The organism is Shinella sp., from assembly GCF_049651085.1.
Classification (GTDB): Bacteria; Pseudomonadota; Alphaproteobacteria; order Rhizobiales; family Rhizobiaceae; genus Shinella.
Window position 1 is genome coordinate 1 of sequence record NZ_JBASBL010000018.1, and the last position, 22,723, is coordinate 22,723.

The 22,723-nt window shown below is 63.1% G+C and carries 17 protein-coding genes; 16 read left to right on the top strand and 1 reads right to left on the bottom strand.

Annotated features, from left to right (window positions below; genetic code table 11):
• The first annotated feature begins 110 nt into the window (after positions 1-110).
• From WA950_RS10090 to WA950_RS10120, 7 genes are all read left to right on the top strand, one after another.
• Positions 111-1,934 (top strand): sensor histidine kinase, encoded by a 1,824-nt coding sequence (locus WA950_RS10090; protein WP_424551579.1) that lies wholly within the window; start codon positions 111-113, stop codon positions 1,932-1,934.
• Complete coding sequence (locus WA950_RS10095; protein WP_424551580.1) at positions 1,931-3,286, top strand: sigma-54-dependent transcriptional regulator; 1,356 nt, start codon at positions 1,931-1,933, stop codon at positions 3,284-3,286. The genes WA950_RS10090 and WA950_RS10095 overlap by 4 nt, the downstream gene beginning before the upstream one ends.
• A 197-nt stretch (positions 3,287-3,483) precedes the next feature.
• Positions 3,484-4,467, top strand: a complete 984-nt coding sequence (locus WA950_RS10100) for a tripartite tricarboxylate transporter substrate-binding protein (protein ID WP_424551581.1) — start codon at positions 3,484-3,486, stop codon at positions 4,465-4,467.
• Positions 4,468-4,558: 91 nt separating this feature from the next.
• Entirely contained in the window at positions 4,559-5,020 is a 462-nt protein-coding gene (locus WA950_RS10105) for a tripartite tricarboxylate transporter TctB family protein (RefSeq protein WP_424551582.1), read from the top strand.
• Positions 5,021-5,029: 9 nt separating this feature from the next.
• Positions 5,030-6,535, top strand: a complete 1,506-nt coding sequence (locus WA950_RS10110) for a tripartite tricarboxylate transporter permease (RefSeq protein WP_424551583.1) — start codon at positions 5,030-5,032, stop codon at positions 6,533-6,535.
• A gap of 124 nt (positions 6,536-6,659) precedes the next feature.
• Positions 6,660-7,544 carry a helix-turn-helix domain-containing protein gene (locus WA950_RS10115; protein ID WP_424551728.1) on the top strand — a complete coding sequence of 295 codons (885 nt, stop codon included), beginning with the start codon at positions 6,660-6,662 and terminating at the stop codon, positions 7,542-7,544.
• Positions 7,545-7,702: 158 nt separating this feature from the next.
• On the top strand, positions 7,703-9,865 hold the full coding sequence (locus WA950_RS10120; RefSeq protein WP_424551584.1) for a TonB-dependent siderophore receptor: 2,163 nt from the start codon (positions 7,703-7,705) through the stop codon (positions 9,863-9,865).
• Positions 9,866-9,953: 88 nt separating this feature from the next.
• Here the strand turns inward: WA950_RS10120 and WA950_RS10125 are convergent, their stop codons facing one another.
• Positions 9,954-10,715, bottom strand: a complete 762-nt coding sequence (locus tag WA950_RS10125) for a DeoR/GlpR family DNA-binding transcription regulator (protein WP_424551585.1) — start codon at positions 10,713-10,715, stop codon at positions 9,954-9,956.
• Positions 10,716-10,943: 228 nt separating this feature from the next.
• Here WA950_RS10125 and WA950_RS10130 point away from each other — a divergent pair, with 228 nt between their 5' ends.
• The 9 genes from WA950_RS10130 (at position 10,944) to WA950_RS10170 (ending at position 22,712) form a co-directional block, all read left to right on the top strand.
• Complete coding sequence (locus tag WA950_RS10130) at positions 10,944-11,855, top strand: phosphotransferase (RefSeq protein ID WP_424551586.1); 912 nt, start codon at positions 10,944-10,946, stop codon at positions 11,853-11,855.
• Positions 11,852-14,293 carry a GcvT family protein gene (locus WA950_RS10135; RefSeq protein WP_424551587.1) on the top strand — a complete coding sequence of 814 codons (2,442 nt, stop codon included), beginning with the start codon at positions 11,852-11,854 and terminating at the stop codon, positions 14,291-14,293. Before WA950_RS10130 ends, WA950_RS10135 begins: the two co-directional genes overlap by 4 nt.
• A gap of 210 nt (positions 14,294-14,503) precedes the next feature.
• A complete protein-coding gene (locus WA950_RS10140; protein WP_424551588.1) occupies positions 14,504-15,532 on the top strand; it encodes a substrate-binding domain-containing protein in 1,029 nt (342 codons plus the stop codon).
• Positions 15,533-15,596: 64 nt separating this feature from the next.
• Complete coding sequence (locus WA950_RS10145) at positions 15,597-17,123, top strand: sugar ABC transporter ATP-binding protein (protein WP_424551589.1); 1,527 nt, start codon at positions 15,597-15,599, stop codon at positions 17,121-17,123.
• A gap of 22 nt (positions 17,124-17,145) precedes the next feature.
• Positions 17,146-18,135 (top strand): ABC transporter permease, encoded by a 990-nt coding sequence (locus WA950_RS10150; protein WP_424551590.1) that lies wholly within the window; start codon positions 17,146-17,148, stop codon positions 18,133-18,135.
• Between the two features lies 1 nt (position 18,136).
• On the top strand, positions 18,137-19,144 hold the full coding sequence (locus WA950_RS10155) for a sugar-binding transcriptional regulator (RefSeq protein WP_424551591.1): 1,008 nt from the start codon (positions 18,137-18,139) through the stop codon (positions 19,142-19,144).
• Positions 19,141-20,136 (top strand): aldo/keto reductase, encoded by a 996-nt coding sequence (locus tag WA950_RS10160; protein WP_424551592.1) that lies wholly within the window; start codon positions 19,141-19,143, stop codon positions 20,134-20,136. Before WA950_RS10155 ends, WA950_RS10160 begins: the two co-directional genes overlap by 4 nt.
• A gap of 12 nt (positions 20,137-20,148) precedes the next feature.
• Positions 20,149-21,897, top strand: a complete 1,749-nt coding sequence (locus tag WA950_RS10165; RefSeq protein WP_424551593.1) for a glycerol-3-phosphate dehydrogenase/oxidase — start codon at positions 20,149-20,151, stop codon at positions 21,895-21,897.
• Positions 21,870-22,712 carry a class I fructose-bisphosphate aldolase gene (locus WA950_RS10170; protein WP_424551594.1) on the top strand — a complete coding sequence of 281 codons (843 nt, stop codon included), beginning with the start codon at positions 21,870-21,872 and terminating at the stop codon, positions 22,710-22,712. The genes WA950_RS10165 and WA950_RS10170 overlap by 28 nt, the downstream gene beginning before the upstream one ends.
• The last annotated feature ends 11 nt before the right edge of the window (positions 22,713-22,723 follow it).

Consider the following 22,723-nt stretch of genomic DNA (forward strand, 5'->3'; position numbering starts at 1 on the left):
TCCCCTCCCCTCCCCTCCCCGCCCCTCCCCTCTAGGAAAGCGGTCACCCTGTCGGTAGAATACGGGATCGGCCGCTTGGCCGATGGGAAGCGGAGAGGAGCCGTCATTCCGTGAAGCTGCGATATGCCCTGGCTTTCGCTATCCTGCCGATCGTCGTCGTGCTCGCTATTCTGCAGGCAGGTGCGCTCCTGACGCGCAGCTACATGGATGAAGCGTCGTCGCAGGCAAGTTCAGCTTTGCGGCTCGCCGTTGCGGCGCTCGCCGGACATCTCAGCCGCTATGAGCCCCTGCCCGCGCTGATCGCCGATCATGACGACATCGAAGGACTTCTGCAGGCGCCGGATAACCCGGCCCTGCGCAAAGTCGCGAATCAATATCTTAAGGAAATCAACGCTCTACTGGAATCTTCCGACATCTATGTGATGACCCCGGACGGCAATACGATCGCGGCCAGCAACTATGATACGCCGGGCACGTTCATCGGAGAGAATTTCAGCTATCGTCCCTACTTTCTCGATGCCATCGCCGGAAGCCCGGCCCGCTTCTATGCCTTGGGCACGACCTCCCTGAAACGGGGTTACTATTTCTCGTCACCCGTCGAGGTCGCCGGAAAAATTCTTGGCGTCATCGTCTTCAAGGTGGATATCGATTCGATCGAGAGTTCGTGGCGCGGCGGGGAATACAAGATTTTCGTGGCGGATCCGGAAGGCATCGTCTTCATGACCGGCAGTCCGGAATGGCTCTATAGCGGTATCCTGCCGCTCGATGCGCCGCGTCTTGCCCGCACCCAGACCTCACGGCGTTATGCGGATGCGGTGCTGAAGCCCCTGCCGGTCACCGAATCAGTTTACCACGGTCAACATCTGATGCAGATCGCTGGCGAGGGCACGAGGCGGGAATATCTCCGGCTCTCGCATTATATGCCGCAAGCCGATTGGACGGTGAATGTCCTGTTCGATACGGCATCGGTGCGCACGCAGGCGCGAACCACCCTGATCGCCGGTCTGCTGTTCATCTGCCTTGCGGCACTTGGCGGCGCCGTGCTGTGGCAGCGTCGTGGCCGCGTCGTCGAGCGGCTGCGCCTTCAGGAGGAAACACGCAACGAACTGGAACATCGGGTCGAGGAACGCACCGCCGACCTTGCCCGCGTCAATGAACAGATCGAGCTGGAAATTGCCGAACGGCGATTGACCGAGCTGGAATTGCGCAAGACGCAGGCCGACCTGATCCAGGCCGGCAAACTTGCCGGTCTCGGCCAGATGTCGGCCGCCCTCTCCCATGAATTCAACCAGCCCCTTGCCGCGGCGAAGACCTATGCAGACAGTGCCGCCATGCTGATCGACCGCGGCCGTGTGCCGGAGGCGCAGGACAATGTGCGCCGGATTTCCGGGCTCATCGATCGAATGGCTTCGATAAGCCGCCACTTACGCAACTTCGCGCGCAAGCCGAACGAGAAGCTAGGGCCGGTTCCCCTCCCCGATGTCATAGCCGATACGCTGGAAATCATCGCGCCGCGGTTGAAGGCCGCCGACGCGCAGCTGACCGTCGAGCTCGAAAGCGACGGGATTCTGGTGAAGGCGGGGCCGGTTCGCCTGCAGCAGGTGCTGGTCAATATCATCAGCAACGCCGCGGATGCAGTCGAAGGCCTGCCGGATCGCAGGATCGTCCTTTCCGCCCGGCGCATGGATAGCACTGTCGTCATAGAAGTGCACGATCACGGGGCTGGCGTACCGGCGGCAATTGCCGAGCGCATCTTCGATCCCTTCTTCACCACCAAGGGCGTTGGCAAGGGGCTCGGCCTCGGCCTCTCCATTTCCTATAATATTGTCAAGGACTTCGGCGGAAGCCTCTCCGTTGCGAACCATGTGGAAGGTGGCGCGGTTTTCCGTATTGTGTTGGAAAGCGCGGAGACTGTGCGGGAGGCAGCGGAATGACGGGGGGACGTATTCTCCTGATCGATGACGAGGAGGAGATGCGGCGTTCCTCGGCGCAGGCGCTGGAACTGTTCGGTATTGAAGTCGACACCTTCTCCAGCGCCGAGCCTGTGCTCGAACTTGTCGGCTATGCCTTTGACGGGGTGGTCGTCAGCGATATCCGCATGCCCGGCATGGATGGCATGACCCTGCTGCAGCGGATCCGCGAAGTGGATGCGGAGGTGCCGGTCATTCTCGTGACGGGACATGCGGATGTGCAGCTTGCCGTTAGCGCGATGCGTGCGGGCGTCTACGATTTTCTCGAAAAGCCGTTCACGGTCCAGCATCTCGCCGGCATCATCCGCCGTGCGATGGACCGTCGCAGCCTGGTGTTGGAAAACCGCCGCCTGCGCGCGGTTGCCGGTAAGCGCGACGATATCGAGGCTCGTCTGCCCGGCCGGACGCAGGTGATGGTGGACCTGCGCTACCGGTTGCGGGCCATTGGCGCGACCGATGCCGATACGCTGATCATCGGTGAAACGGGGGCGGGCAAGGAGGTCGTCGCCCGGGCGTTGCACGACATCAGCACGCGCGCCGACAAACCATTCATCGCGATCAATTGCGCGGCGCTTCCGGAAAACCTGATCGAGAGCGAACTCTTCGGGCATGAGGCGGGAGCCTTTCCCGGCGCGCTTCGGCCGCGATACGGCAAGTTCGAACATGGCCGCGGCGGCACTATTCTGCTCGATGAGATCGGCTCTATGCCCTTCGATTTGCAGGCAAAATTTCTTCGGGTCCTGCAAGAACGGGTCATCACGCGGCTCGGGTCGAACGAGCCCGTGCCGCTCGATGTGCGGTTCATCGCGACGAGCAAGGTCGATCTTCAAAGTGAGGTCGCGGCCGGTCGCTTCCGTGCGGACCTGCTCTATCGCCTGAATGTTGCGACCCTGCATGTCCCATCGCTCGCCCAGCGCCAGGCCGATATCCCCCTTCTCTTCTTCCAGCTCGTGCGCGAAGCGGCCGCGCGCTATATGCGCAGCGAGGTCGATGTACCGGCAGAATTGACTGCCGAAATTGCCGGTCGCAGCTGGCCTGGCAATGTCCGTGAGCTGCGCAATGCGGCGGAGCGGTTCGTACTCGGTCTCGACGCCAATCCGGAAAACAGGTTCCAGCTAGGGGAGCCGCAGCGGCTGGCGGACAAGGTCGCGGCGTATGAGCGTGGGTTGATATCGAGCGCACTAGCCGCTCACGGCGGCCGGGTAAAGCCGGTTTACGAGCAGCTCGGCGTGTCCCGCAAGACGCTTTACGAGAAGATGCAGAAGTACGGGCTCGACAAGAACATCAATTCTGCGCCGCTTCAGGACGACGTCTGACGGAAGATTGGGTGGAAATCCACCCGGCTTGCGATCAATTTGTCACCGCTTCCACCCAGCCGGACGGGTTTACTGCCGTAAACTGCGCCGTAAATCCGACCCCCCGCTTGTCTTGGCGCACAATCACGTCCCTTCTGATGCCTCCAGAACCGGCTCGGGAGGAGCCCTGCCGGCTGGGATTTCATCGGGAGGATTTGATGAAGACCTTGAAAGCCCTCGTCGGCGTTTCGGCAGCAATCGCCGTATCGCTGCTTTCTACCTCTGCTCTTGCCCAGACCTATCCGGAGCGCACCATCACCATGGTCGTGCCCTTCTCCGCCGGTGGCCCGACGGACACGGTGACGCGCCTCGTCGCCGAAGCGATGTCGAAGGATCTCGGCCAGCAGATCGTCGTGGAAAATGTCGGCGGCGCCGGCGGCACGCTCGGCGCGGGCCGCGTGGCTAGCGCTGATGCGGACGGCTACACGCTGCTGCTGCATCATATCGGTATGGCGACCAGCGCGACGCTCTATCGCAAATTGGCCTATGACACGCTTGGCGCCTTCGAATATGTCGGCCTCGTTACCGATGTGCCGATGACGATCGTCGCCCGCAAGGACCTGGAGCCCAGCGATCTCAAGGGCCTGATCGACTATATGAAGGCCAACAAGGACACCGTGACCGTGGCCAATGCCGGTATCGGTGCGGCCTCGCATCTTTGCGGCATGATGCTGATGAGCGCCATGCAGGCCCAGTTTACCACCGTGCCCTACAAGGGAACGGGCCCCGCCATGACGGACCTTCTCGGCGGCCAGGTCGACGTGATGTGCGACCAGACGACCAACACGACGAAGCAGATCCAGGGCGGAACGATCAAGGCCTATGCCGTGACGTCCCCTGCCCGTCTCGGCAACCTGCCGGACGTTCCGACGGCAGAAGAAGCCGGCCTACCCGGTTTCCAGGTCGGCATCTGGCACGGCATTTACGCTCCGAAGGGCACGCCGGCGGAGGTGACCGAGCGCCTGTCCAAGTCGCTCCAGCTCGCACTGAAGGACGAGAACGTCGTGGCGCGCTTTGCCGAGCTCGGCACGGCGCCCTCCTCCGAGGCGGATGCGACGCCGGCCGCCCTCAAGGCAAAGCTCGAAAGCGAGATTGCCCGCTGGAAGACCGTCATCGAAGCTGCCGGTCAGTACGCCGACTGAAACGCGTCTGATGGAATCGTGGCGGCGGTCAACACCGCCGCGATTCCTGCCACCTGAGCGGCCTCATCCGGTCGCTGGAAGAGGGGATTCCATGAAACAAGTGCAGTTCGACAGCACCAATGCCATATGCGGCCTGACCTTCATCGCGCTCGGTGGCTTCTTTGTCTACCAATGCCTCAACCTCGAGCTTGGCACCGCGTTCCGCATGGGGCCTGGCTATTTTCCGCTGATCCTTGCGGTCATCCTGACGATGCTGGGCATTGTGGTGCTCGTTCAGTCGGCCCGGGTAAAGGGCGAGCCCATGGGCCCGCTGGCCTTTCGCGGGATGCTTTTCATCCTGCCCGCCCCCGTGTTCTTCGGCCTGACTGTCCGGGGCCTTGGCTTCGTGCCCTCGCTGTTCTTCACGGCGCTGATTGCCGCCTTCGCCTCGCAGCGGATGAAGCCCGGCATGGCGCTCATCCTGGCACTGGCAATCACGATCTTCTCGGCAGCAGTGTTCAGCTATGCGTTGGGCCTGCCGTTCGAGCGCTTCGGCCCCTGGACCCGTCTGTAGGAGGCGCTCGTGGATCTTATCAGCAATCTCGCGCTCGGCTTTTCGACAGCCGCCTCGCCCGCCAACCTCGCCTTCTGCCTTATCGGCGTTCTGCTCGGCACGCTGATCGGCGTATTGCCCGGCATCGGTGCGACGGCGACCATCGCCATGCTCCTGCCGATCACATTCCAGCTTGAGCCGGTCTCCTCTCTGATCATGCTCGCCGGCATCTATTACGGCGCGCAATATGGCGGCTCGACCACGGCCATCCTGATCAACATGCCGGGTGAATCCTCATCCGCGGTGACCGCCATCGACGGCTACCAGATGGCCCGCAAGGGCAGGGCGGGCGCGGCGCTTTCCATCGCGGCGCTCGGCTCCTTCTTCGCCGGTACGGTCTCGACCTTCCTCGTCGCGATTTTCGCAATCCCGTTGACCGTGGTCGCGCTGAAATTCGGTGCGGCCGAGTATTTCTCGCTGATGGTGGTCGGCCTTGTTTCCTCCATTGCGCTGGCGCACGGCTCCATCGTCAAGGCGCTCGCCATGGTCGCGCTCGGGCTGCTGCTTGGTCTTGTCGGCACGGACATCTATACGGGTACGCCACGGTTTACCCTGGGCATCCGCGAATATGCCGACGGCCTCAACTTCGTCGCGGTCGCGGTGGGTGTCTTCGGTATCGCCGAAATCCTGCGCAACCTCGAGGGCGAGAAGACGCGCAGCCTCGTGATGGCGAAGGTCTCGGGCCTCTGGCCGACGAAGGATGATTTCAAGCGGATGTTCGCGCCCGTGCTGCGCGGTACGGCCATCGGCTCGGCGCTCGGCATCCTGCCCGGCGGCGGGGCGATCCTGGCGGCCTTTGCCTCCTACACGGTCGAGAAGCGCATTTCGGACCATCCCGAGGAGTTCGGCCATGGTGCGATTGCTGGCGTGGCAGGTCCGGAATCGGCCAACAACGCGGGTGCCCAGACCTCGTTCATCCCACTGTTGACGCTCGGCATTCCCGCCAATCCCGTCATGGCGCTGATGGTGGGCGCGATGATCATCCAGGGCATCGTGCCGGGGCCGAACGTGGCCTCCGAGCAGCCGACGCTGTTCTGGGGCATCATCGCCTCCATGTGGATCGGCAACCTGATGCTCGTCGTGCTGAACCTGCCGCTGATCGGCCTCTGGGTGAAGCTGCTGACGGTGCCCTACTACGTGCTGTTCCCGATCATCATGGCCTTCTGCTCAATCGGCGTCTACAGCGTGAACTCCAATGTCTTCGACCTCTATGCGGTCGCGCTGTTCGGCCTTGGCGGCTATCTGCTGGTGAAGCTGCGGTGCGAGCCGGCGCCATTGCTGCTCGGCTTCGTGCTTGGGCCGCTGTTGGAGGAGAACCTGCGCCGCGCCATGATCCTGTCGCGCGGCGACCCGATGACGTTCGTCACAAGGCCGATCAGTGCTGTGCTGCTTGCCATCGCGCTCGCGGTTCTGATCATCGTCTTCCTGCCGTCGGTCAAGGCCAAGCGCGAGCAGGTGTTCCAGGAAGAAGAATGACAGGGCTAACCTGCGGGGAAGGGGTGGCGTCAAGCCGCCCCTTCTTCGTTTGGCGATGTTGCGTCGCCGCGCCTTTCGCGGTACAAAACTTGACCAAAATATGAAGGTATATTCGGTCGGCGACATGACGTTCCAGCCCCGCATGCAAAACAGGATCGAGGGCTTTTCCGTCGTGGGCGATCTCAACCGCCGGCAATGGAACGGTATCGTTGCCGATGTGTGGGATGTCGAATGCGCGCCTCATGCGGGCGGATATTATGTCGGACAGGATCCACGGCTCTTCATTCTGCTCGACAAGCGTGGACCGGGCCAATCCCGCATGCGCGTGAAACCGGGCGGCACGGAAACCGTCGAGGACTGGATGCACCGGCCGATCGCCTATATTCCGGCTGACTTCGAGCTTTGGGCCGACCTTGCGGACCATCGGTTCGTGCGCCATCTCGACCTGCATTTTGATGCAGAGGCCATCAGCCGGCGGCTGGCGGAGGACCTCGATCCACAGCGGCTCGCGACGCCGCAGCTCTTCTTCTCCGACGACCGGCTTTATGCTCTGGCGCAACTCATTGCCGCCGAATGCACCAACCCCCAGCCGTTGCACGACCTCTACGGTGACGGCCTGGCGCTTGCGCTGATCATCGACGTCATGAAGCTCGCCAAGGCGCCGAGCCGCAAGCGCAGCCGGCTTGCCGGCTGGCAACTGCGCCGGGCGACGGAGTTCATTGAAGAAAACTGCTTGCGCAATATCCGGCTGGAGGAACTGGCCGCCCTGATCGGCCTCTCGCAATCCCATTTCAGCCATGCCTTCAAGGCCTCCACCGGGGTCGCCCCGCATCAATGGCAGGTCAATGCTCGCTTACAGCATGCCAAGGGATTGATTCTGAAGGGAGAATTATCCCTGACAGAAATCGCCTCTGAGACCGGCTTTGCCGATCAGGCGCATTTCACCCGCGTCTTCCGCAAGAATTTCGGTACGACTCCGGCCCATTGGCAGAAGGTGCAGCTTACCTGACGATGCTGTGGGCGAATTCCCACCTTTCTGAAAATTGCCCAAGAACGTTCAATTTCCGGGGAATGCGACAAGCCCGGCAATTAAAATCGAGTTAATCACTCATCTTATTGTGATTGGCTTGCCCGGTGCGGGGATCGGGCGTGAGTGGGGTTTGTCGGATGGTGCAGAAGTCGAAGAACGAACAACGGTCGAGGCTTGCTCTGGCCTGCGGCACGGCCGCAATCGCCCTGCTTGCGCCGCTGGGCGCGGTTGCGCAGGATGTGGGGGAGACAACACGTCTGGAAGAAATCCGCGTAGAGCAGGGCGCTTCCACCGGGGTAGGGGTCGAGCCCGTGCAGGGCCTCGTCGCCAAGACGACGCGCACCGGCAGCAAATCGATCGCCACGCTCAAGGAAATCCCGCAATCCGTAACCGTCGTCGGGCGCGAGCAGATCGATGCCCAGAGCCCGCAGAAAATAGACGAGGCGCTGCGCTATGTCGCCGGCGTCAATCCGTCCACCTATGGCACGGATTCGGATACGGACTGGCTGTTCATTCGCGGCTTCCAGGCCGATCAGACCGGTGTGTTCCTTGACGGACTGTCGCTGCACCAGAGCGGCTTCGGGACGTTCCTCATCGATCCGTTCTTCCTCGAGCGCATCGAGGTCATGAAGGGTCCAAGCTCGGCGCTCTATGGCGGGGCCAATCCGGGCGGTTTCGTCAACTACATCAGCAAGCGTCCGACGGACGAGCCGCTGCGCTATATCGAGACCGGCATCAACAGCTTCGGCAATGGCTATCTCGGGCTCGACATCGGTGACCGGCTCGGCAGCGACGATGTGGTGAACTACCGCCTGACGGGAAAAATTTCCGGCGGCGGCTGGGAGACCGACAAGGCGAAGGACTTCCGCGGCACCATTGCCCCCAGCCTGACATGGAAGCCCGACGAGGCCACCAGCTTCACCATCCTGAGTTCCTATCAGGACATCGACCTGACCCACACCAGCACCGGCTTCCTGCCCTATGTCGGCACGGTCGTCGATGCGCCCGGCGTCGGACGTATCCCGCGCGACCTGTTCTATGGCGAGCCGGACTTCGACACCTACAAGCGCCGGCAGGCGATGATCGGCTACGAGTTCGAGCACACATTCGACAACGACTGGACGGTGCGTCAGAACCTGCGTTACGCGAATGTCTCGCTGGAGGAAGACGGTCTCTATGGCAACGGCATTTCCGCCGGCATGCTCGACCGTTTCCGCTTCGGGCACGACACCGATGTCGGCCTTTTCGCGGTGGACAACCAGCTTGAGGGCGGTTTCTCGACCGGGGCTCTCGATCACACACTGCTGGTCGGCCTCGATTACCGCAATTACACGATTGAGCAGACACAAGGGGCCGGCGGCGCTGCATCGCTGGACCCGCTCAACCCGGTCTACGGCACGGTTCCGGGCCCGCTCGCGACCTATCTTGATCAGGACCTCAACAAGAGCCAGCTTGGCCTCTACGCGCAGGACCAGATCAAGTTCGGCGGCGGCTGGATTGCGACCTTTAACGGCCGCTATGATTTCGTCTCGACCGACCTCGAAGACAACATCACGGCGGTGAATTCCGTCGATGGAAACGAACGGAAGTTCACGGGTAGGGCTGCACTCGCCTATGAATTTGCAAACGGCCTGACGCCCTATGTCAGCTATTCCACCTCCTTCAATCCGACGACGACGACCGGCGCGGACGGCAGGCTGCTCAAGTCGGAAACGGGTGAGCAATGGGAAGCCGGCGTGAAGTATCAGCCTGGCTTCATGGACGCGATCATCACGGCGGCCTATTTCGACGTCACCCGTAAGAACGCGGCGGCGCCCGATCCGTCGAACCCGCTCTTCCAGGCTGCGCTCGGGGAGGTTCAGTCCCGTGGCTTCGAAACGTCGATACAGGCGAACCTGACGCCGGGCCTGAGGGTGATCGGCGCGCTGACCTATCTCGACATGGAGGTTCTCAGCGAGACCGATTCCACCCCTGCCGGCAATACGCCGATCCAGGTGCCGGATCTCACGGCGTCGCTGTGGCTCGACTATGCCTTCCAGAGCGGTGTGCTGGAGGGTCTCAGCGTGGCGGCCGGCGTGCGTCATATCGGCAAGTCCTGGGCGGATCAGGCGAACACGCTCGAAGTGCCTTCGGCAACGCTTGTCGATGCCGCGATCCGTTTCGAGAAGGACAATTGGGCGATCGCGCTCAATGCCTCCAATCTCTTCGACAGGGACTATGTGGCAAGCTGCAAGGGGACGGGGTCCTGCGGGTATGGCGCCGGCCGGACCTTTATGCTCAAGGCAAGCACGACCTGGTGAACGCGGGCCGCAGGACGGTTCCGGCGTCGCTGAAAACGGCAGGCCCGGCGAAGTGATTCGCCGGGTTTTTCAGTTTACTGCAGGCAACTTAGCGGGCGAGGGTGACGTTGACGCCGGATGTTTTCAACGCGGCGGAAATATCACGCGGCGGGGCCTTGTCGGTGAAGAGATCCGTGAGCGCGCTGAACTCGCAGACGCGCACCAGCCCCTGCCGGCCGAACTTGGTGTGATCTGTGACGACGATGGCGCGCTTGCCGCGCGAAACGACGGCGCGGGCGAATTCTGCCTCGTCCAGATCGTAGTCCATCACGCCGATCGCCGCATCGATTGCGCCGGTGGTGATGACGGCGTGGCCCACGGTGAAATGGCTGATGAACTCGATGGCGGAGATGCCGAACGCGGCCCCGTTGTCGCTGCGCAACTCGCCGCCCGCCATGTAGACGCGGTTGCCGTTGACCGTGGAGAGAGTCCTGGCGATGTCGGAGGAATTGGTGACGACGGTCAGCTGCCGGTGGCTGAGCAGCTCGCGGGCAAGGTAGCTCGTGGTCGTGCCGGTATCGAGCATGATGGAATCGCCGTCACGGATCGTCGCCGCAACGGCAACCGCGATCGCCTTCTTCGCTTCGCTGTTCTCGCGCATGCGTTTTTCGAAGGGCGCTTCGCCGACAACGGAGGGCAAGGCCACGGCGCCATGCATCTTCACGACGGTCCCGCTCGTCGTCAGCGGCTTGATGTCCCGCCGCACGGTTTCCAGCGACACGTCGAGCTTTTGGGCAAGGTCCGCTATGCTCACCGTTCCTTCCTGCTGGAGAAGCCGGAGGATGTCGCTATGGCGCTTGGAATGGTTCATGGCTCTCCGGTCCGCAAGGGTTCTTCTGTTTCATAATCCGTTGCGGGCTGTCTGGCAAGAAAGCCGCAAAATCGGTCACAAAAGCAAGAAAAGCCACATTTCTGGATTGACAGTTTCTTCGATCCGGCATGACATTGACGCTACGCGGCAGCCACAAGACAAACCGGGAACGGCTTCAGCGACAAGCAGACCAGCCTGGCCATCGGTTGCTGCGGGGAGGTGAGTTTGATGGAGGGGCACGTCGAGCTCAGCCGCGCCGTGGAAGACCGCATCCGGGCCTTGCCGTGCTGGAGCGGACGCTTGGATATCACGCCGCTGAAGGGCGGTATCAGCAATGAGAGCTATCTTGTCGGCGACGGAGCGGGGCGACATGTCGTGCGCTTCGGCAGGGACTTTCCCTTTCACCATGTCCTTCGAGAACGGGAGCTGATGACGGCGCGCGCCGCGCATGCGGCCGGCTTCGGGCCGGCGGTACGATATGCCGAGCCGGGCACCATGGTTTCGGCTTATCTTGGCGCCAAAACGTTTGGCGGCCGGGACGTCGTCGCCGAGCGCCGCCGCGTGGCGGATTTGCTGCGCCGCTTCCACCGCGAGATGCCGGCGGCGGTGAGTGGTGCCGCCTTCCTCTTCTGGCCGTTCCATGTGGTGCGTGACTATGCCCGCACGCTGGAGGCGGGTGGCAGCCGTATGATGCCGCATCTAGCCGACTATCGGGCGCTTGCGCAGGAGCTGGAAGCAGCGCAGGTGCCTTTGCCCATCGTCTTCGGCCACAATGACCTGCTGCCGGCAAACATACTCGACGATGGCGAGCGGCTCTGGCTGATCGATTTCGAATATGCCGGCTTCTCCACCGCCATGTTCGACCTGGCCGGCGCGACCTCCAATGCCGGGTTTTCGGCGGAGGAGGCCGAGGATTTTCTGGAAGCCTATTTCGGCGGTGCGCCCGATCCGGCAATCCGTCGTTCCCATGCCGCCATGCAATGTGCCTCGCTGCTGCGCGAGGCGATGTGGAGCATGGTGTCCGAGCTGCACCTTGCCACGCCCGGCGTCGACTATGTCGGCTACACCGCGCAAAACCTTGAACGCCTCGACAGGGCGCTCGACCATTTCAGAACCACATACGGGAAAAGCACAACATGATCCTGCCATCCCATGCCGGGATCGTCGTTATCGGCGGCGGCATCATCGGCTGCTCGACGGCCTACCACCTTGCGCGCGATCACAAGGCGGATGTCGTCCTTCTGGAGCAGGGCACGCTGACCTCCGGCTCCACCTGGCATGCGGCAGGCCTCGTCGGCCAGCTGCGTTCCTCGGCATCGATCACCCGCGTGCTGAAATATTCCGTCGATCTCTACAAGGGACTGGAGGCCGAAACGGGGCTGGCGACCGGCTGGAAGATGACGGGGTGCCTGCGCCTTGCGACCAACCCGGACCGCTGGACGGAGTTCCGCCGCCTGGCGACGACGGCCAGAAGCTTCGGCATGGACATGCACCTGCTGACGCCGCAGGAGGTGAAGGCGATGTGGCCGCTGATGGAAGTCGGCGATCTCGTCGGCGCGAGCTGGCTGCCGACAGACGGGCAGGCAAGCCCCTCCGATATCACGCAGTCGCTCGCCCGGGGGGCGCGCATGAACGGCGCGAAGATCGTCGAGAACGTGCGCGTCACGGGCTTCGACATGGAGGACGGCCGCATCCATCGTGTGCGCACCACGCTTGGCGATATTGCCTGCGAGAAGGTGGTCAATTGCGCCGGCCAATGGGCGCGGCAAGTGGGGGCGATGGCGGGTATCAATGTGCCGCTCCAGCCCGTCAAGCACCAGTATATCATTACCGGGAAGGTGCCCGGCCTTTCGACCGACGCGCCGACCATCCGCGACCCGGATCGCCGCACATACTTCAAGGAGGAGGTCGGCGGGCTGGTGATGGGCGGCTACGAGCCGAACCCGCAACCCTGGACGACGGGTGACGTGCCGGACGACTGGGCCTATCGGCTTTTCGATGATGATTTCGACCATTTCGAACAGCATATGGGCGCGGCGATCGCCCGCGTACCGGCGCTGGAGAACGTGGGCGTCAAGCAGATGATCAACGGGCCGGAGAGCTTTACGCCGGACGGCAATTTCATCCTCGGGGTGGCGCCCGAATGCGCGAACATGTTCGTCGGCGCGGGCTTCAACGCCTTCGGCATTGCCTCGGGGGGAGGGGCTGGCTGGGTGCTGGCGCAATGGGTCATCGACGGCGAGGCCCCCCTCGATCTCTGGGTGGTCGATATCCGCCGCTTTTCCGGCATGCACCGCGATCGCCAATGGGTGCTCGACCGCACGCTGGAGGCCTATGGCAAGCACTACACGATCGGCTTCCCGCACGAGGAATACGAAAGCGGCCGTCCGCGCATCGTCTCGCCGCTCTACGCGCGACTGAAGGCGCAAGGCGCGGTCTTCGGCTCGAAACTCGGCTGGGAGCGGCCGAACTGGTTTGCGCCGGAAGGTGTCGAGCCGAAGGATGTCTATTCGATGGGAAGGCAGAACTGGTTTGCCGCCGTCGGAGACGAGCATCGCCATGTGCGCGAGGCCGTCGGCGTCTTCGACCAGTCCTCCTTCGCCAAATACGAGATGAGTGGGCCGGACGCGCAGAAGGTGCTCGACTGGATCTGCGCCAATGATGTGAGCAAACCGGTTGGGCGGCTTACCTATACCCAACTTCTCAATAGCCGCGGCGGCATAGAGGCCGACCTGACGGTGGCGCGACTGACGGATGAGACGTTCTATATCGTCACGGGCACCGGCTTCCGCACGCACGATCTCGGCTGGATCGCCGACCATATTCCCGCCGGTCTCGACGTCACGCTGCGCGACGTCACCGAGGACTTCGGCACCCTCTCGCTGATGGGGCCGAGGTCGCGCGACGTGCTCGCCGCCGTGACGGATGCGGATGTCTCCAACACCTGCTTCCCCTTCGGCCATGTCCGTGAAATCGACATAGAAGGCCATGCCGTCCGGGCGCTGCGCGTCACCTATGTCGGGGAACTCGGCTGGGAACTGCATATGCCGATCGATGCCATCGGGGGCGTCTTTGACGCGCTGATGGCGGCAGGCGAACCCTTCGGTATCCGCCCTGTCGGCTACCGCGCGCTGGAATCGCTCCGCCTCGAAAAAGGCTACCGTGCCTGGGGTTCAGACATCACGCCCAACGATACGCCCTTCGATGCGGGTCTCGGCTGGGCGGTGAAGTTGCGCAAGAACACCGATTTCCTCGGTCGTCGGGCGCTGGAAGCCGCCCAGAGCGCGCCGCGCCGGAAGGCCTTCGCCGGTTTCACCGTCGACAATCCGGATATCGTGCTCGTCGGGCGCGAAACCATCCTGCGCAACGGAGAGCCTGTCGGCTATCTGACCAGCGGCGGTTACGGCTACACGGTCGGCCAGAACATCGGCTACGGCTATGTCCGTTGCGCCGAGGGCCTCGTTGACGATTTCCTCGGGGATGGCGACTATGAACTCGTTGTCGCCATGCAGCACACACCGGCGAAAATCCACCTCGACCCGCTTTACGACCCTTCCGGCATCCGGGTTAGGGGATAGGCATGAAAGATATTTCATCCTGCACGCTTGATTTCACCGCCACGATATGAAATATATTTCAATGCGTGAATTATATTGACACGCAATGCGCTTTGCAGTTAGCTGCCCATACCGGACTTCGAGGAGGAAATCCGGTCTTCAACGCGATCAGCGGCGTCGTTCCGACGCCCTCGGGCTTTTTGGGAGGGGCTTCGGCCTCGAGGAGGACTTTTGCGCACTTTTCTCAGCACGACCGCGATGGCGGTCCTCGCAGCAACGCTTTTTGCCGGTTCCGCGGCCGCCGAGACGGAGAACCCGTTCCGCTGCAAGCCGGGTGAAAAATATGTCATGAACGTCATGGTTTCGGGCGTCGAATACTGGTTCCCGGTCTATGAAATGTTCAAGCAGGCGGGCCAGCAGCTCGGCTGCGAGACGGAATATACCGGCACGCCGGAATATGACGTCAACAAGCAGATCGCCACCTTCGACCAGGCGCTCGCACAGAACCCGGCCGGCATTCTCGTTCATCCGATGAATTCCGACCCGTTCATCGAGCCGATCAACCGCGCCATCGATCAGGGCACAGCCGTCGTGACCTTCGCGGCCGACTCGCCGCTTTCCAAGCGCGTTTCCTTCATCACCTCGGACAATACCCGCGAAGGCACCTATGCCGCAGACGCGATCGCCGAGAAGATGGGCGGCAAGGGTGAATATGCGGTTCTGGAAAATCCGGGCCAGGACAACCACGACAAGCGCATTGCCGCCTTCGTCGCGCGCATGGAGGAGAAGTGGCCGGACATGAAGCTTGTCGGCCGCGCCGCCTCCAACCAGGATCCGACCAAGGCCTATCAGGGGCTTTCCAGCCTCATCCAGGCAAATCCGAACCTCGGCGCTGTCTTCATGCCGGAAGCGAACTCCGCTATCGGCGCGGCGCAGGCCAACAAGGAAAGCGGCGGTAAGGTCCTCGTCATGTGCGCGGACGTCAACGCCAACATCCTCGACATGATCAAGGCGGGCGAAGTCTTCGGCTCGATCAACCCGAACCAGGGCATGCAGGGCTATATGGGCTTCATGCTGCTCTGGCTCGCCAAGCATCCCGAACTGATCGACCCGATGAACGACGCCAAGCGCTCCGGCTTCAACCCGATGAGCATTCCGGTCGTCGACAACGGCCTGTCCATCGTGACGGCGGAAAATGCCGACGACTTCTACTGGGACAAGTACCTGAAGCGCCGCGGCACCAAGGGCATCGAGGAGTAAGCTCCTGACAAACGCCATCCGCGCCTTCTGGCGCGGATGGTCTGGACGGACAGGGAGGAAGACGATGGCGGAGCCGGTGCTCACCATTCATGGCGTGACCAAGCATTTCGGAGCGGTGAAGGCGTTGACGGATGTCGACTTCACGCTCGAACGCGGCGAGGTCCATGCGCTTTGCGGCGAAAACGGCGCCGGCAAGTCGACACTGATGAACATCATCGCCGGCGTGCTCCAGCCGACCGAAGGCGAAATCCGCGTCGACGGCAAGGTGGTGCGTGTTTCGTCTCCCGCCGTTGCCCAGTCGCTCGGCATTGGCCTGGTGCATCAGGAAATCGCCCTCTGCCCCGATGCGACGGTTGCCGAAAACATGTTCATGGCGGCGACCAATCGCCGGCGCATGCCCTTCATGAACTACCGCGCGCTTGAGCGCGATGCGCAGGCCGTAATGAACAGGCTTGCCGCCATCGACGTTCGCCGCAAGGTGGCGGACCTGCCGATTTCCAGCCAGCAGCTCGTCGAGATCGCCAAGGCGCTGACGCTCGACTGCCGCGTGCTGATCCTTGACGAGCCGACCGCAGCACTGACCGAAACCGAGGCGCAGCAGCTTTTCTCGATCATCCGCGACCTTAAGGCGAACGGCATATCGATCATTTATATCAGCCACCGCATGGCGGAGATTTTCTCGCTGTGCGACCGGGTCACCGTCTTCCGCGACGGTCGCTATGTCTGCACCGACCGCATCGCGGACGTGACGCCGGACGATGTGGTGCGCCGCATGGTGGGCCGCGAAATCACCCAGCTCTATCCCGACAAGCTCGGTGCGTCTGACGCGACCGGCGAAACCATCCTGGAAATCGATGGCATCGGCGATGGCGACCGCTTCCGGAACGTCAGCTTCAGCTTACGCAAGGGCGAAATCCTCGGCATTGGCGGCCTGATCGGCTCTGGCCGTACGGAGATCGCGGAAGGCATCTGCGGGCTCAGGCCCCGCAGCACGGGCGCGGTGCGCCTGCATGGCAAGGCGCAGAGGATCAATGCCTATGCCGACGCCGTGAAGGCCGGCATCGTCTATCTGTCCGAGGACCGCAAGGGCTCGGGCGTGTTTCTCGACCTGTCCATCGCGCAGAATATTTCAGTGCTGGACCTGAAATCACTGACCAATTCCGCAGGCCTGTTGAACAGCCGTGCGGAGGCGGCGCTTGCCGAGGACTTCGCCCGCCGGCTTGGCGTGCGCATGGGCGGCATAGAGGCGCCCGTCAAATCGCTTTCCGGCGGCAACCAGCAGAAGGTGGCGATCGCCAAGCAACTGGCCGTGAAGCCGAAGGTCATCTTGATGGATGAGCCGACGCGCGGCATCGACGTAGGCGCCAAGACGGAAATTCACCGCCTGCTGCGCGAGCTCGCACGCTCGGGCATCGGCATCATCGTCATCTCGTCGGAAATGCCGGAACTGCTCGGCCTTGCCGATCGTGTGCTGGTCGTCCGGGAAGGACATATTGCGGGCGAACTGAGCGCAGGCGAGATGTCGGAAGAGGCCGTGATCCGCCTCGCTTCGGGGCTGGGTACGGCAAGGGCGGCAAATCATGCTGCGTGAAGAGAAATCGGGAGAGAGGGAAATGGCAATCGACACGATGGCGGCAGGCGCGCCGGGAACATCGTCCTTCAAGCGCATCGGCACGATGCGTGAGGCCGGACTGATCGCAATCATCCTGGCGCTCGGGCTGGTCATGAGCTTTGCCTCGCCGCACTTCCTGACGCTCGGCAATTTCCGCGCCATGCTGATGAGCTTTTCGGTGGAGGGCATCGTGGTCGTCGGCATGACGATCCTGCTCATCGTCGGCGGCATCGACCTGGCGGTCGGCTCCGTCGTCTGCTTCGCGATGGTGCTTTCCGGCTCGCTCTTCCTGGCCGGGCTCGATCCGTGGACGGCCTCGCTGATCGGCATCCTGGCCAGTAGCGCCATCGGCGGCATCATGGGCTTCTTCGTGACGGTCGTCGGGCTTAATCACTTCATCACGTCGCTCGCGGCCATGGTGATCGTGCGCGGTCTCTGCCTCATCATCACCAAGGGCACGCCGCTTTCGCTCTTCACGTTGCCCGCCGGCTTCAAGGCGGTGGGGCAGGGCACCTTCTACGGTGTGCCCTATGTCATCCTGATCTTCGTTTCCGTCGTCGTCCTGTTCGATTTCCTGCTGCGCCGGGCGACCGCCTTCCGCAAGGTTTTCTACACCGGCAGCAACGAGAAGGCCGCGCTCTATTCCGGCATCAAGACCAACCAGGTGAAATTCTGGGTGACGGTGCTGTGCTCCACACTCGCCGGTGTCGCAGGCGTCATCTACATGTCCCGCTTCGGCGCGGCGACGCCCACCTTCGGCGTCGGCATGGAGCTCAACATCATCGCCGCGGCGGTAATCGGTGGCGCATCGCTCAACGGCGGCTCGGGAACGATCCTCGGCGCCATCCTCGGCATCGCGCTGCTCTCGCTTGTCACCTCGTCGCTGATCCTGCTCAACGTCTCGGTCTATTGGCAGGACATGATCAAGGGCTGCATTCTGCTCGCTGCCGTCTCCATCGATCACTTCCTGCACAAGCGGAAGGCTGCCTGACATGCCGATCGCCAAGTTGAAACCCAGAACGACAGCGCCGCGCGAGGAGATCGTCATCGCCCGCCAGATGCACCAGGCGCTCGTCCTGCACTTTCTCGAAGGCCTCACACAGGCGCAGATCGCCGACCAGCTTGGCATCTCCCACGCCACGGTCAACCGCCTGATCAAGCGCGGCCGCCAACTCGGCCTCGTCGAGATCAAGATCAAGTCGCCTGTCGAGCCGCTGGTCGACATGGAGGAACGGCTTCTGGCGCTCGGCGGCATCAGCCGCGCTGTCGTGGTGCCGACCGTCTCGGACAATCCGCAGACCGCACTGCAGGCAGTAGGGGAGGCGGCTGCGCGGCTGCTTCTCGAGGAGATCGCCGACGGCGACACGATCTGCATCACCGGCGGCAAGGGCGTCAGCGCTGTCGTTGCCGGCCTGCAGGCGCAGCGCCTCTTCGATATCGAAGTCATCCCGGGCACAGGCTGCGTGCAGGGCAAGCACTATACCGACGTCAATCACGTCTCGACGCTGATGGCCGAGCGGCTCGGCGGGCGCTCCTGGCAGATCCATGCGCCGCTCTTTGCCGACGATGCGGCACAGCGGGCGATGTTGATGAACATGCGCTCCGTCGCGGAAGTCTTCCAGCGGGCGCGGGAGGCAAGAGTGGCCGTGGTCGGTATCGGCTCGATCCTGAGCGCGGATTCGACCTATTACGACCTGCATCCGTCCTCCAGCACCGACCGGTCGGCCATTGAGCATTCCGGTGCAAGCGCGGAGCTGCTCGCCCATCTGCTCGACGGGGAGGGGCGGGTCTGCGACTACAGCCTCAACCGCGCGCTGGTGTCGCTGACGCTGGAAGAGTTCGCTTCGATCCCGACGAAGATCGGTGTCGCGAGTGGATTGAACAAGGCGGACTCCATCCTCAGCGTCCTGCGCGGCAACCATCTCGACACGCTCGTCACCGACGAGGCGACCGGCGCGCGTATCCTTGAACTGGCATCCGAAGAAGGACTTTCCGCATGAGCGGCGAACAGTTGATCCGTCAAATCGGGCGCTCCGGCGTCAACGCCTCGGCCGTCGGCCTTGGCACCTGGGCCATCGGCGGCTGGATGTGGGGCGGCACGGACGAGGCGGAATCCATCGCCGCCATCCAGGCCTCGCTCGATGCGGGCGTGACGCTCATCGACACGGCCCCGGCCTATGGTCTCGGCCGCTCGGAGGAGATCGTCGGCAAGGCGCTTGCCGGGCGGCGCGACAAGGCGGTGATCGCCACCAAATGCGGTCTTGTCTGGCACACGCAGAAGGGCAATCACTTCTTCGACCAGGACGGCAAGCCGGTCCACCGCTATCTCGGCCGGGACGCGATCATCCATGAAGTGGAAGAAAGCCTGCGCCGTCTCGGCACGGATTATATCGACCTCTACATCACCCATTGGCAGGACCCGACGACGCCCATCGAGGAGACCGTCGCGGCACTGGAGGAACTGAAGAAGGCCGGAAAGATCCGCGCCATCGGCGCCAGCAACGTCAACCGGACGGAACTGGAGCAATACATCCAAACCGGGTCGCTCGATGCGATCCAGGAGCGGTTCAGCATGATCGATCGAAAGATCGAGGCGGACCTGCTGCCGCTCACTGTTCAGAACGGCGTGTCGACGCTCAGCTACTCTTCGCTGGCGCTCGGCCTGCTCTCCGGCACGATCGGGCCGGACCGCATTTTTGCCGGCGATGACCAGCGCAAGGACAATCCGCGCTTTTCCGTCGCAAACCGGCAGAAAGCGAAGGATTTTTCCGATGCGATCCGGCCCGTCGCGGAACGGCATGGCGCGAGCATCGCCCAGGTCGTCATCGCCTGGACGCTGGCGCAGCCGGGCGTGACCTTCGCGCTCTGCGGTGCGAGGAACCCGGCGCAGGCGCTGGACAATGCGCGGGCCGGCATGCTCCGGCTCGGGGCGGATGACCTTTCGGCCATCGACACTGCCGTAGCGGCGAAACTGGCCAATATGGACGGATAGCGGACTGCCATCATGAACCGGAAAGATACATTGGACGGGCTCCGCAAGAGCCCGAGCGTGGACGTGTGCGTCCTCGGCGGCGGCATCAACGGGCTCAGCGTCTTTCGTGAGCTGGCGCTGCAGGGTGTCAACGTGCTGCTGGTCGAGAAGGCCGATTACTGCTCCGGTGCGAGCGCGGCGCTCTCGCGCATGGTCCATGGCGGCTTGCGCTACCTCGAAAACGGCGAGTTCAGCCTCGTCAAGGAATCGCTCGTAGAGCGTGACCGGCTGCTGCGCAACGCGCCGCACTATGTGGCACCGCTGCCGACCACGGTGCCTATCTTCGATACGTTCTCCGGTCTTGCCAACGGTATCGTGCGGTTTCTCGGCCTCACCCGCCGTCCGAGCCGGCGCGGCGCCATCGCCATCAAGGCGGGCCTCGGCATCTATGATTTCCTGACGCGCAAGCGGGCGCTGATGCCCAGGCACGAGTTTCGCGGCCGCAAGACGACACTCGAAAAATGGCCTGCGCTCAACCCGGCGATCCGCAATTCCGCGACCTATTTCGATGCCTGGGTCAGCCATCCGGAGCGCATCGGTATGGAACTGCTGCGCGACGGCCTCTCGGCAGGCCAGAATGCCAAGGCGTTGAACTACGCGTCCGTCGAACAGGCGGGGCCGGGCGGCTTCCTGCTGCGCGATAGCGTTTCCGGCGAAACCCTTTCCATCCAGCCCCGTTTGGTGATCAACGCAACGGGCGGCTGGATCGACATTGCGAACGGTTCCCTGTTACCTCAAGGGGCGCGGCCCGCGCCACTGATGGGTGGCACGAAAGGCTCGCACCTCATCGTCGACAATCCGGCGCTTCGCGACATGCTCGACGGGCACATGATCTACTACGAGAACGAGGACGGGCGCATCTGCATCCTGTTCCCCTATCTCGGCAAGGTGCTGGTCGGCTCGACCGATATCCGCGTCGATGATCCGGGCACGGTGCGCTGCGAGGCGGACGAGCGCGACTACATCCTGCAATCGCTCGCCTTCGTGCTGCCGGGCGTGACCATCCGGCCGGAGGAGGTTGTCTTCCAGTTCGCTGGCGTGCGCCCGCTTCCGGCGAGCAAGGACAGTTTCACCGGCCGCATTCCGCGTGATCACTTCTGTACGGTGCTCGAAGGCCGGGACGGCGGGCCGGCGGTGCTCTGCATGATCGGCGGCAAGTGGACGACGTTCCGCTCCTTCGGCGAGCTTGCCGCCGATATGGCGCTGGAGCGGCTCGGCCTGTCGCGCCGGGTCGATACGGCGGATCGTCCGTTCGGTGGGGGCAGGGCCTTTCCGAAAGACCACGGCAACTGGATCAGCGGACTGTCGGCAGTGACCGGACTTGCTTGCGACCGCGTGGCAACGCTTTTCGAACGCTACGGCACGGAGGCGGAGGATGTTGCAGGTTTCGTCACGGCCGGGCCGGATCACCCCTTGCCCCATGCGGGCTATAGCGCACGCGAAGTGCTCTATCTCCTGCGCACTGAAGCGGTCGAGCATCTGGACGACCTGCTGCTGCGCCGCACGACGCTCGCCATCAGCGGCGAACTTTCCCTCGCCATGGGCGAGGCCGTTCTCGATCTCATGGTCACGGAAAAGGCCTGGACGCCGCCGCGACGGGCCGAAGAGCGCACCCGATTTCTCACCCTCATGCGCGAGCGCCACGGCGTCGCGGAGGAAACCCTTTCCGCAAGGAATGAACAAAGGAGTGAACTATGCGAGACACCCGCAAGGTCCGGATGAACCGGCTGTTCGGCAACGGCCGTTGCCTGGACGTGGCGATCGATCACGGCGTATGCAACGAGCCGTCCTTCCTCGACGGGCTGGAGAACATGCCCGCCGTTCTGAAGACGCTGGTCGATGCCAGGCCCGATGCCATCCAGATGAACTACGGCCAGGCCGACCTGTTGCAGGACATCCCCGGCAAGGACAAGCCGGCGCTCGTCATGCGCATCGACATGGGCAACCCCTATAACCGCATCCGTCATCGCGACATGTGGGCCGTGCTGCAGAACGAGGAAGAACCGCTGATCGGGGCCTTGCAGATGGATGCGGCCTGCGTCGTGGTCAACCTCTTCATGCTGCCGGACGAGCCCGATCTCTTCCGCCAGTGCGTGCAGAACATCGCGCGCGTGCGGGCCGGTTGCGAGAAATACGGCATGCCACTGATGATCGAGCCGCTGGTCATGCAGCCCGTCACGGAGTGCGGCGGCTACATGGTCGACGGCGATGCCGACAAGATCGTTACCCTGACGCGGCTCGCCCGCGAGATGGGCGCCGATATCGTCAAGGCCGACCCGACGACCAATGCGGAGGATTTCCACCGTGTCGTCGAGGCTGCGCGCTGCCCGGTGCTGGTGCGCGGCGGCGGCAAGGAGGACCTTCGCGCCGTGTTCGACAAATCCGCCGCCTTGATGCAGCAGGGCGCAATGGGCATGGTCTACGGGCGCAACATCTATCAGCATGCAAATCCGGGCGCGGTGGTTCGCGGGCTGATGGCGATCATTCATAGGGATGCGAGCGGCGAGGAAGCCTTTGCGGTCTATCAGCAGGGCTGACAGACGACACC

What these genes read in the sequence shown, in the direction of transcription:
- WA950_RS10095 (WP_424551580.1), top strand. Translation starts at nt 1,931, where the DNA reads ATGACGGGGGGACGTATTCTCCTGATCGATGACGAGGAGGAGATGCGG.
- WA950_RS10100 (WP_424551581.1), top strand. Translation starts at nt 3,484, where the DNA reads ATGAAGACCTTGAAAGCCCTCGTCGGCGTTTCGGCAGCAATCGCCGTA.
- WA950_RS10105 (WP_424551582.1), top strand. Translation starts at nt 4,559, where the DNA reads ATGAAACAAGTGCAGTTCGACAGCACCAATGCCATATGCGGCCTGACC.
- WA950_RS10115 (WP_424551728.1), top strand. Translation starts at nt 6,660, where the DNA reads ATGACGTTCCAGCCCCGCATGCAAAACAGGATCGAGGGCTTTTCCGTC.
- WA950_RS10120 (WP_424551584.1), top strand. Translation starts at nt 7,703, where the DNA reads ATGGTGCAGAAGTCGAAGAACGAACAACGGTCGAGGCTTGCTCTGGCC.
- WA950_RS10125 (WP_424551585.1), bottom strand. Translation starts at nt 10,715, where the DNA reads ATGAACCATTCCAAGCGCCATAGCGACATCCTCCGGCTTCTCCAGCAG.
- WA950_RS10130 (WP_424551586.1), top strand. Translation starts at nt 10,944, where the DNA reads ATGGAGGGGCACGTCGAGCTCAGCCGCGCCGTGGAAGACCGCATCCGG.
- WA950_RS10135 (WP_424551587.1), top strand. Translation starts at nt 11,852, where the DNA reads ATGATCCTGCCATCCCATGCCGGGATCGTCGTTATCGGCGGCGGCATC.
- WA950_RS10145 (WP_424551589.1), top strand. Translation starts at nt 15,597, where the DNA reads ATGGCGGAGCCGGTGCTCACCATTCATGGCGTGACCAAGCATTTCGGA.
- WA950_RS10150 (WP_424551590.1), top strand. Translation starts at nt 17,146, where the DNA reads ATGGCAATCGACACGATGGCGGCAGGCGCGCCGGGAACATCGTCCTTC.
- WA950_RS10155 (WP_424551591.1), top strand. Translation starts at nt 18,137, where the DNA reads ATGCCGATCGCCAAGTTGAAACCCAGAACGACAGCGCCGCGCGAGGAG.
- WA950_RS10160 (WP_424551592.1), top strand. Translation starts at nt 19,141, where the DNA reads ATGAGCGGCGAACAGTTGATCCGTCAAATCGGGCGCTCCGGCGTCAAC.
- WA950_RS10165 (WP_424551593.1), top strand. Translation starts at nt 20,149, where the DNA reads ATGAACCGGAAAGATACATTGGACGGGCTCCGCAAGAGCCCGAGCGTG.
- WA950_RS10170 (WP_424551594.1), top strand. Translation starts at nt 21,870, where the DNA reads ATGCGAGACACCCGCAAGGTCCGGATGAACCGGCTGTTCGGCAACGGC.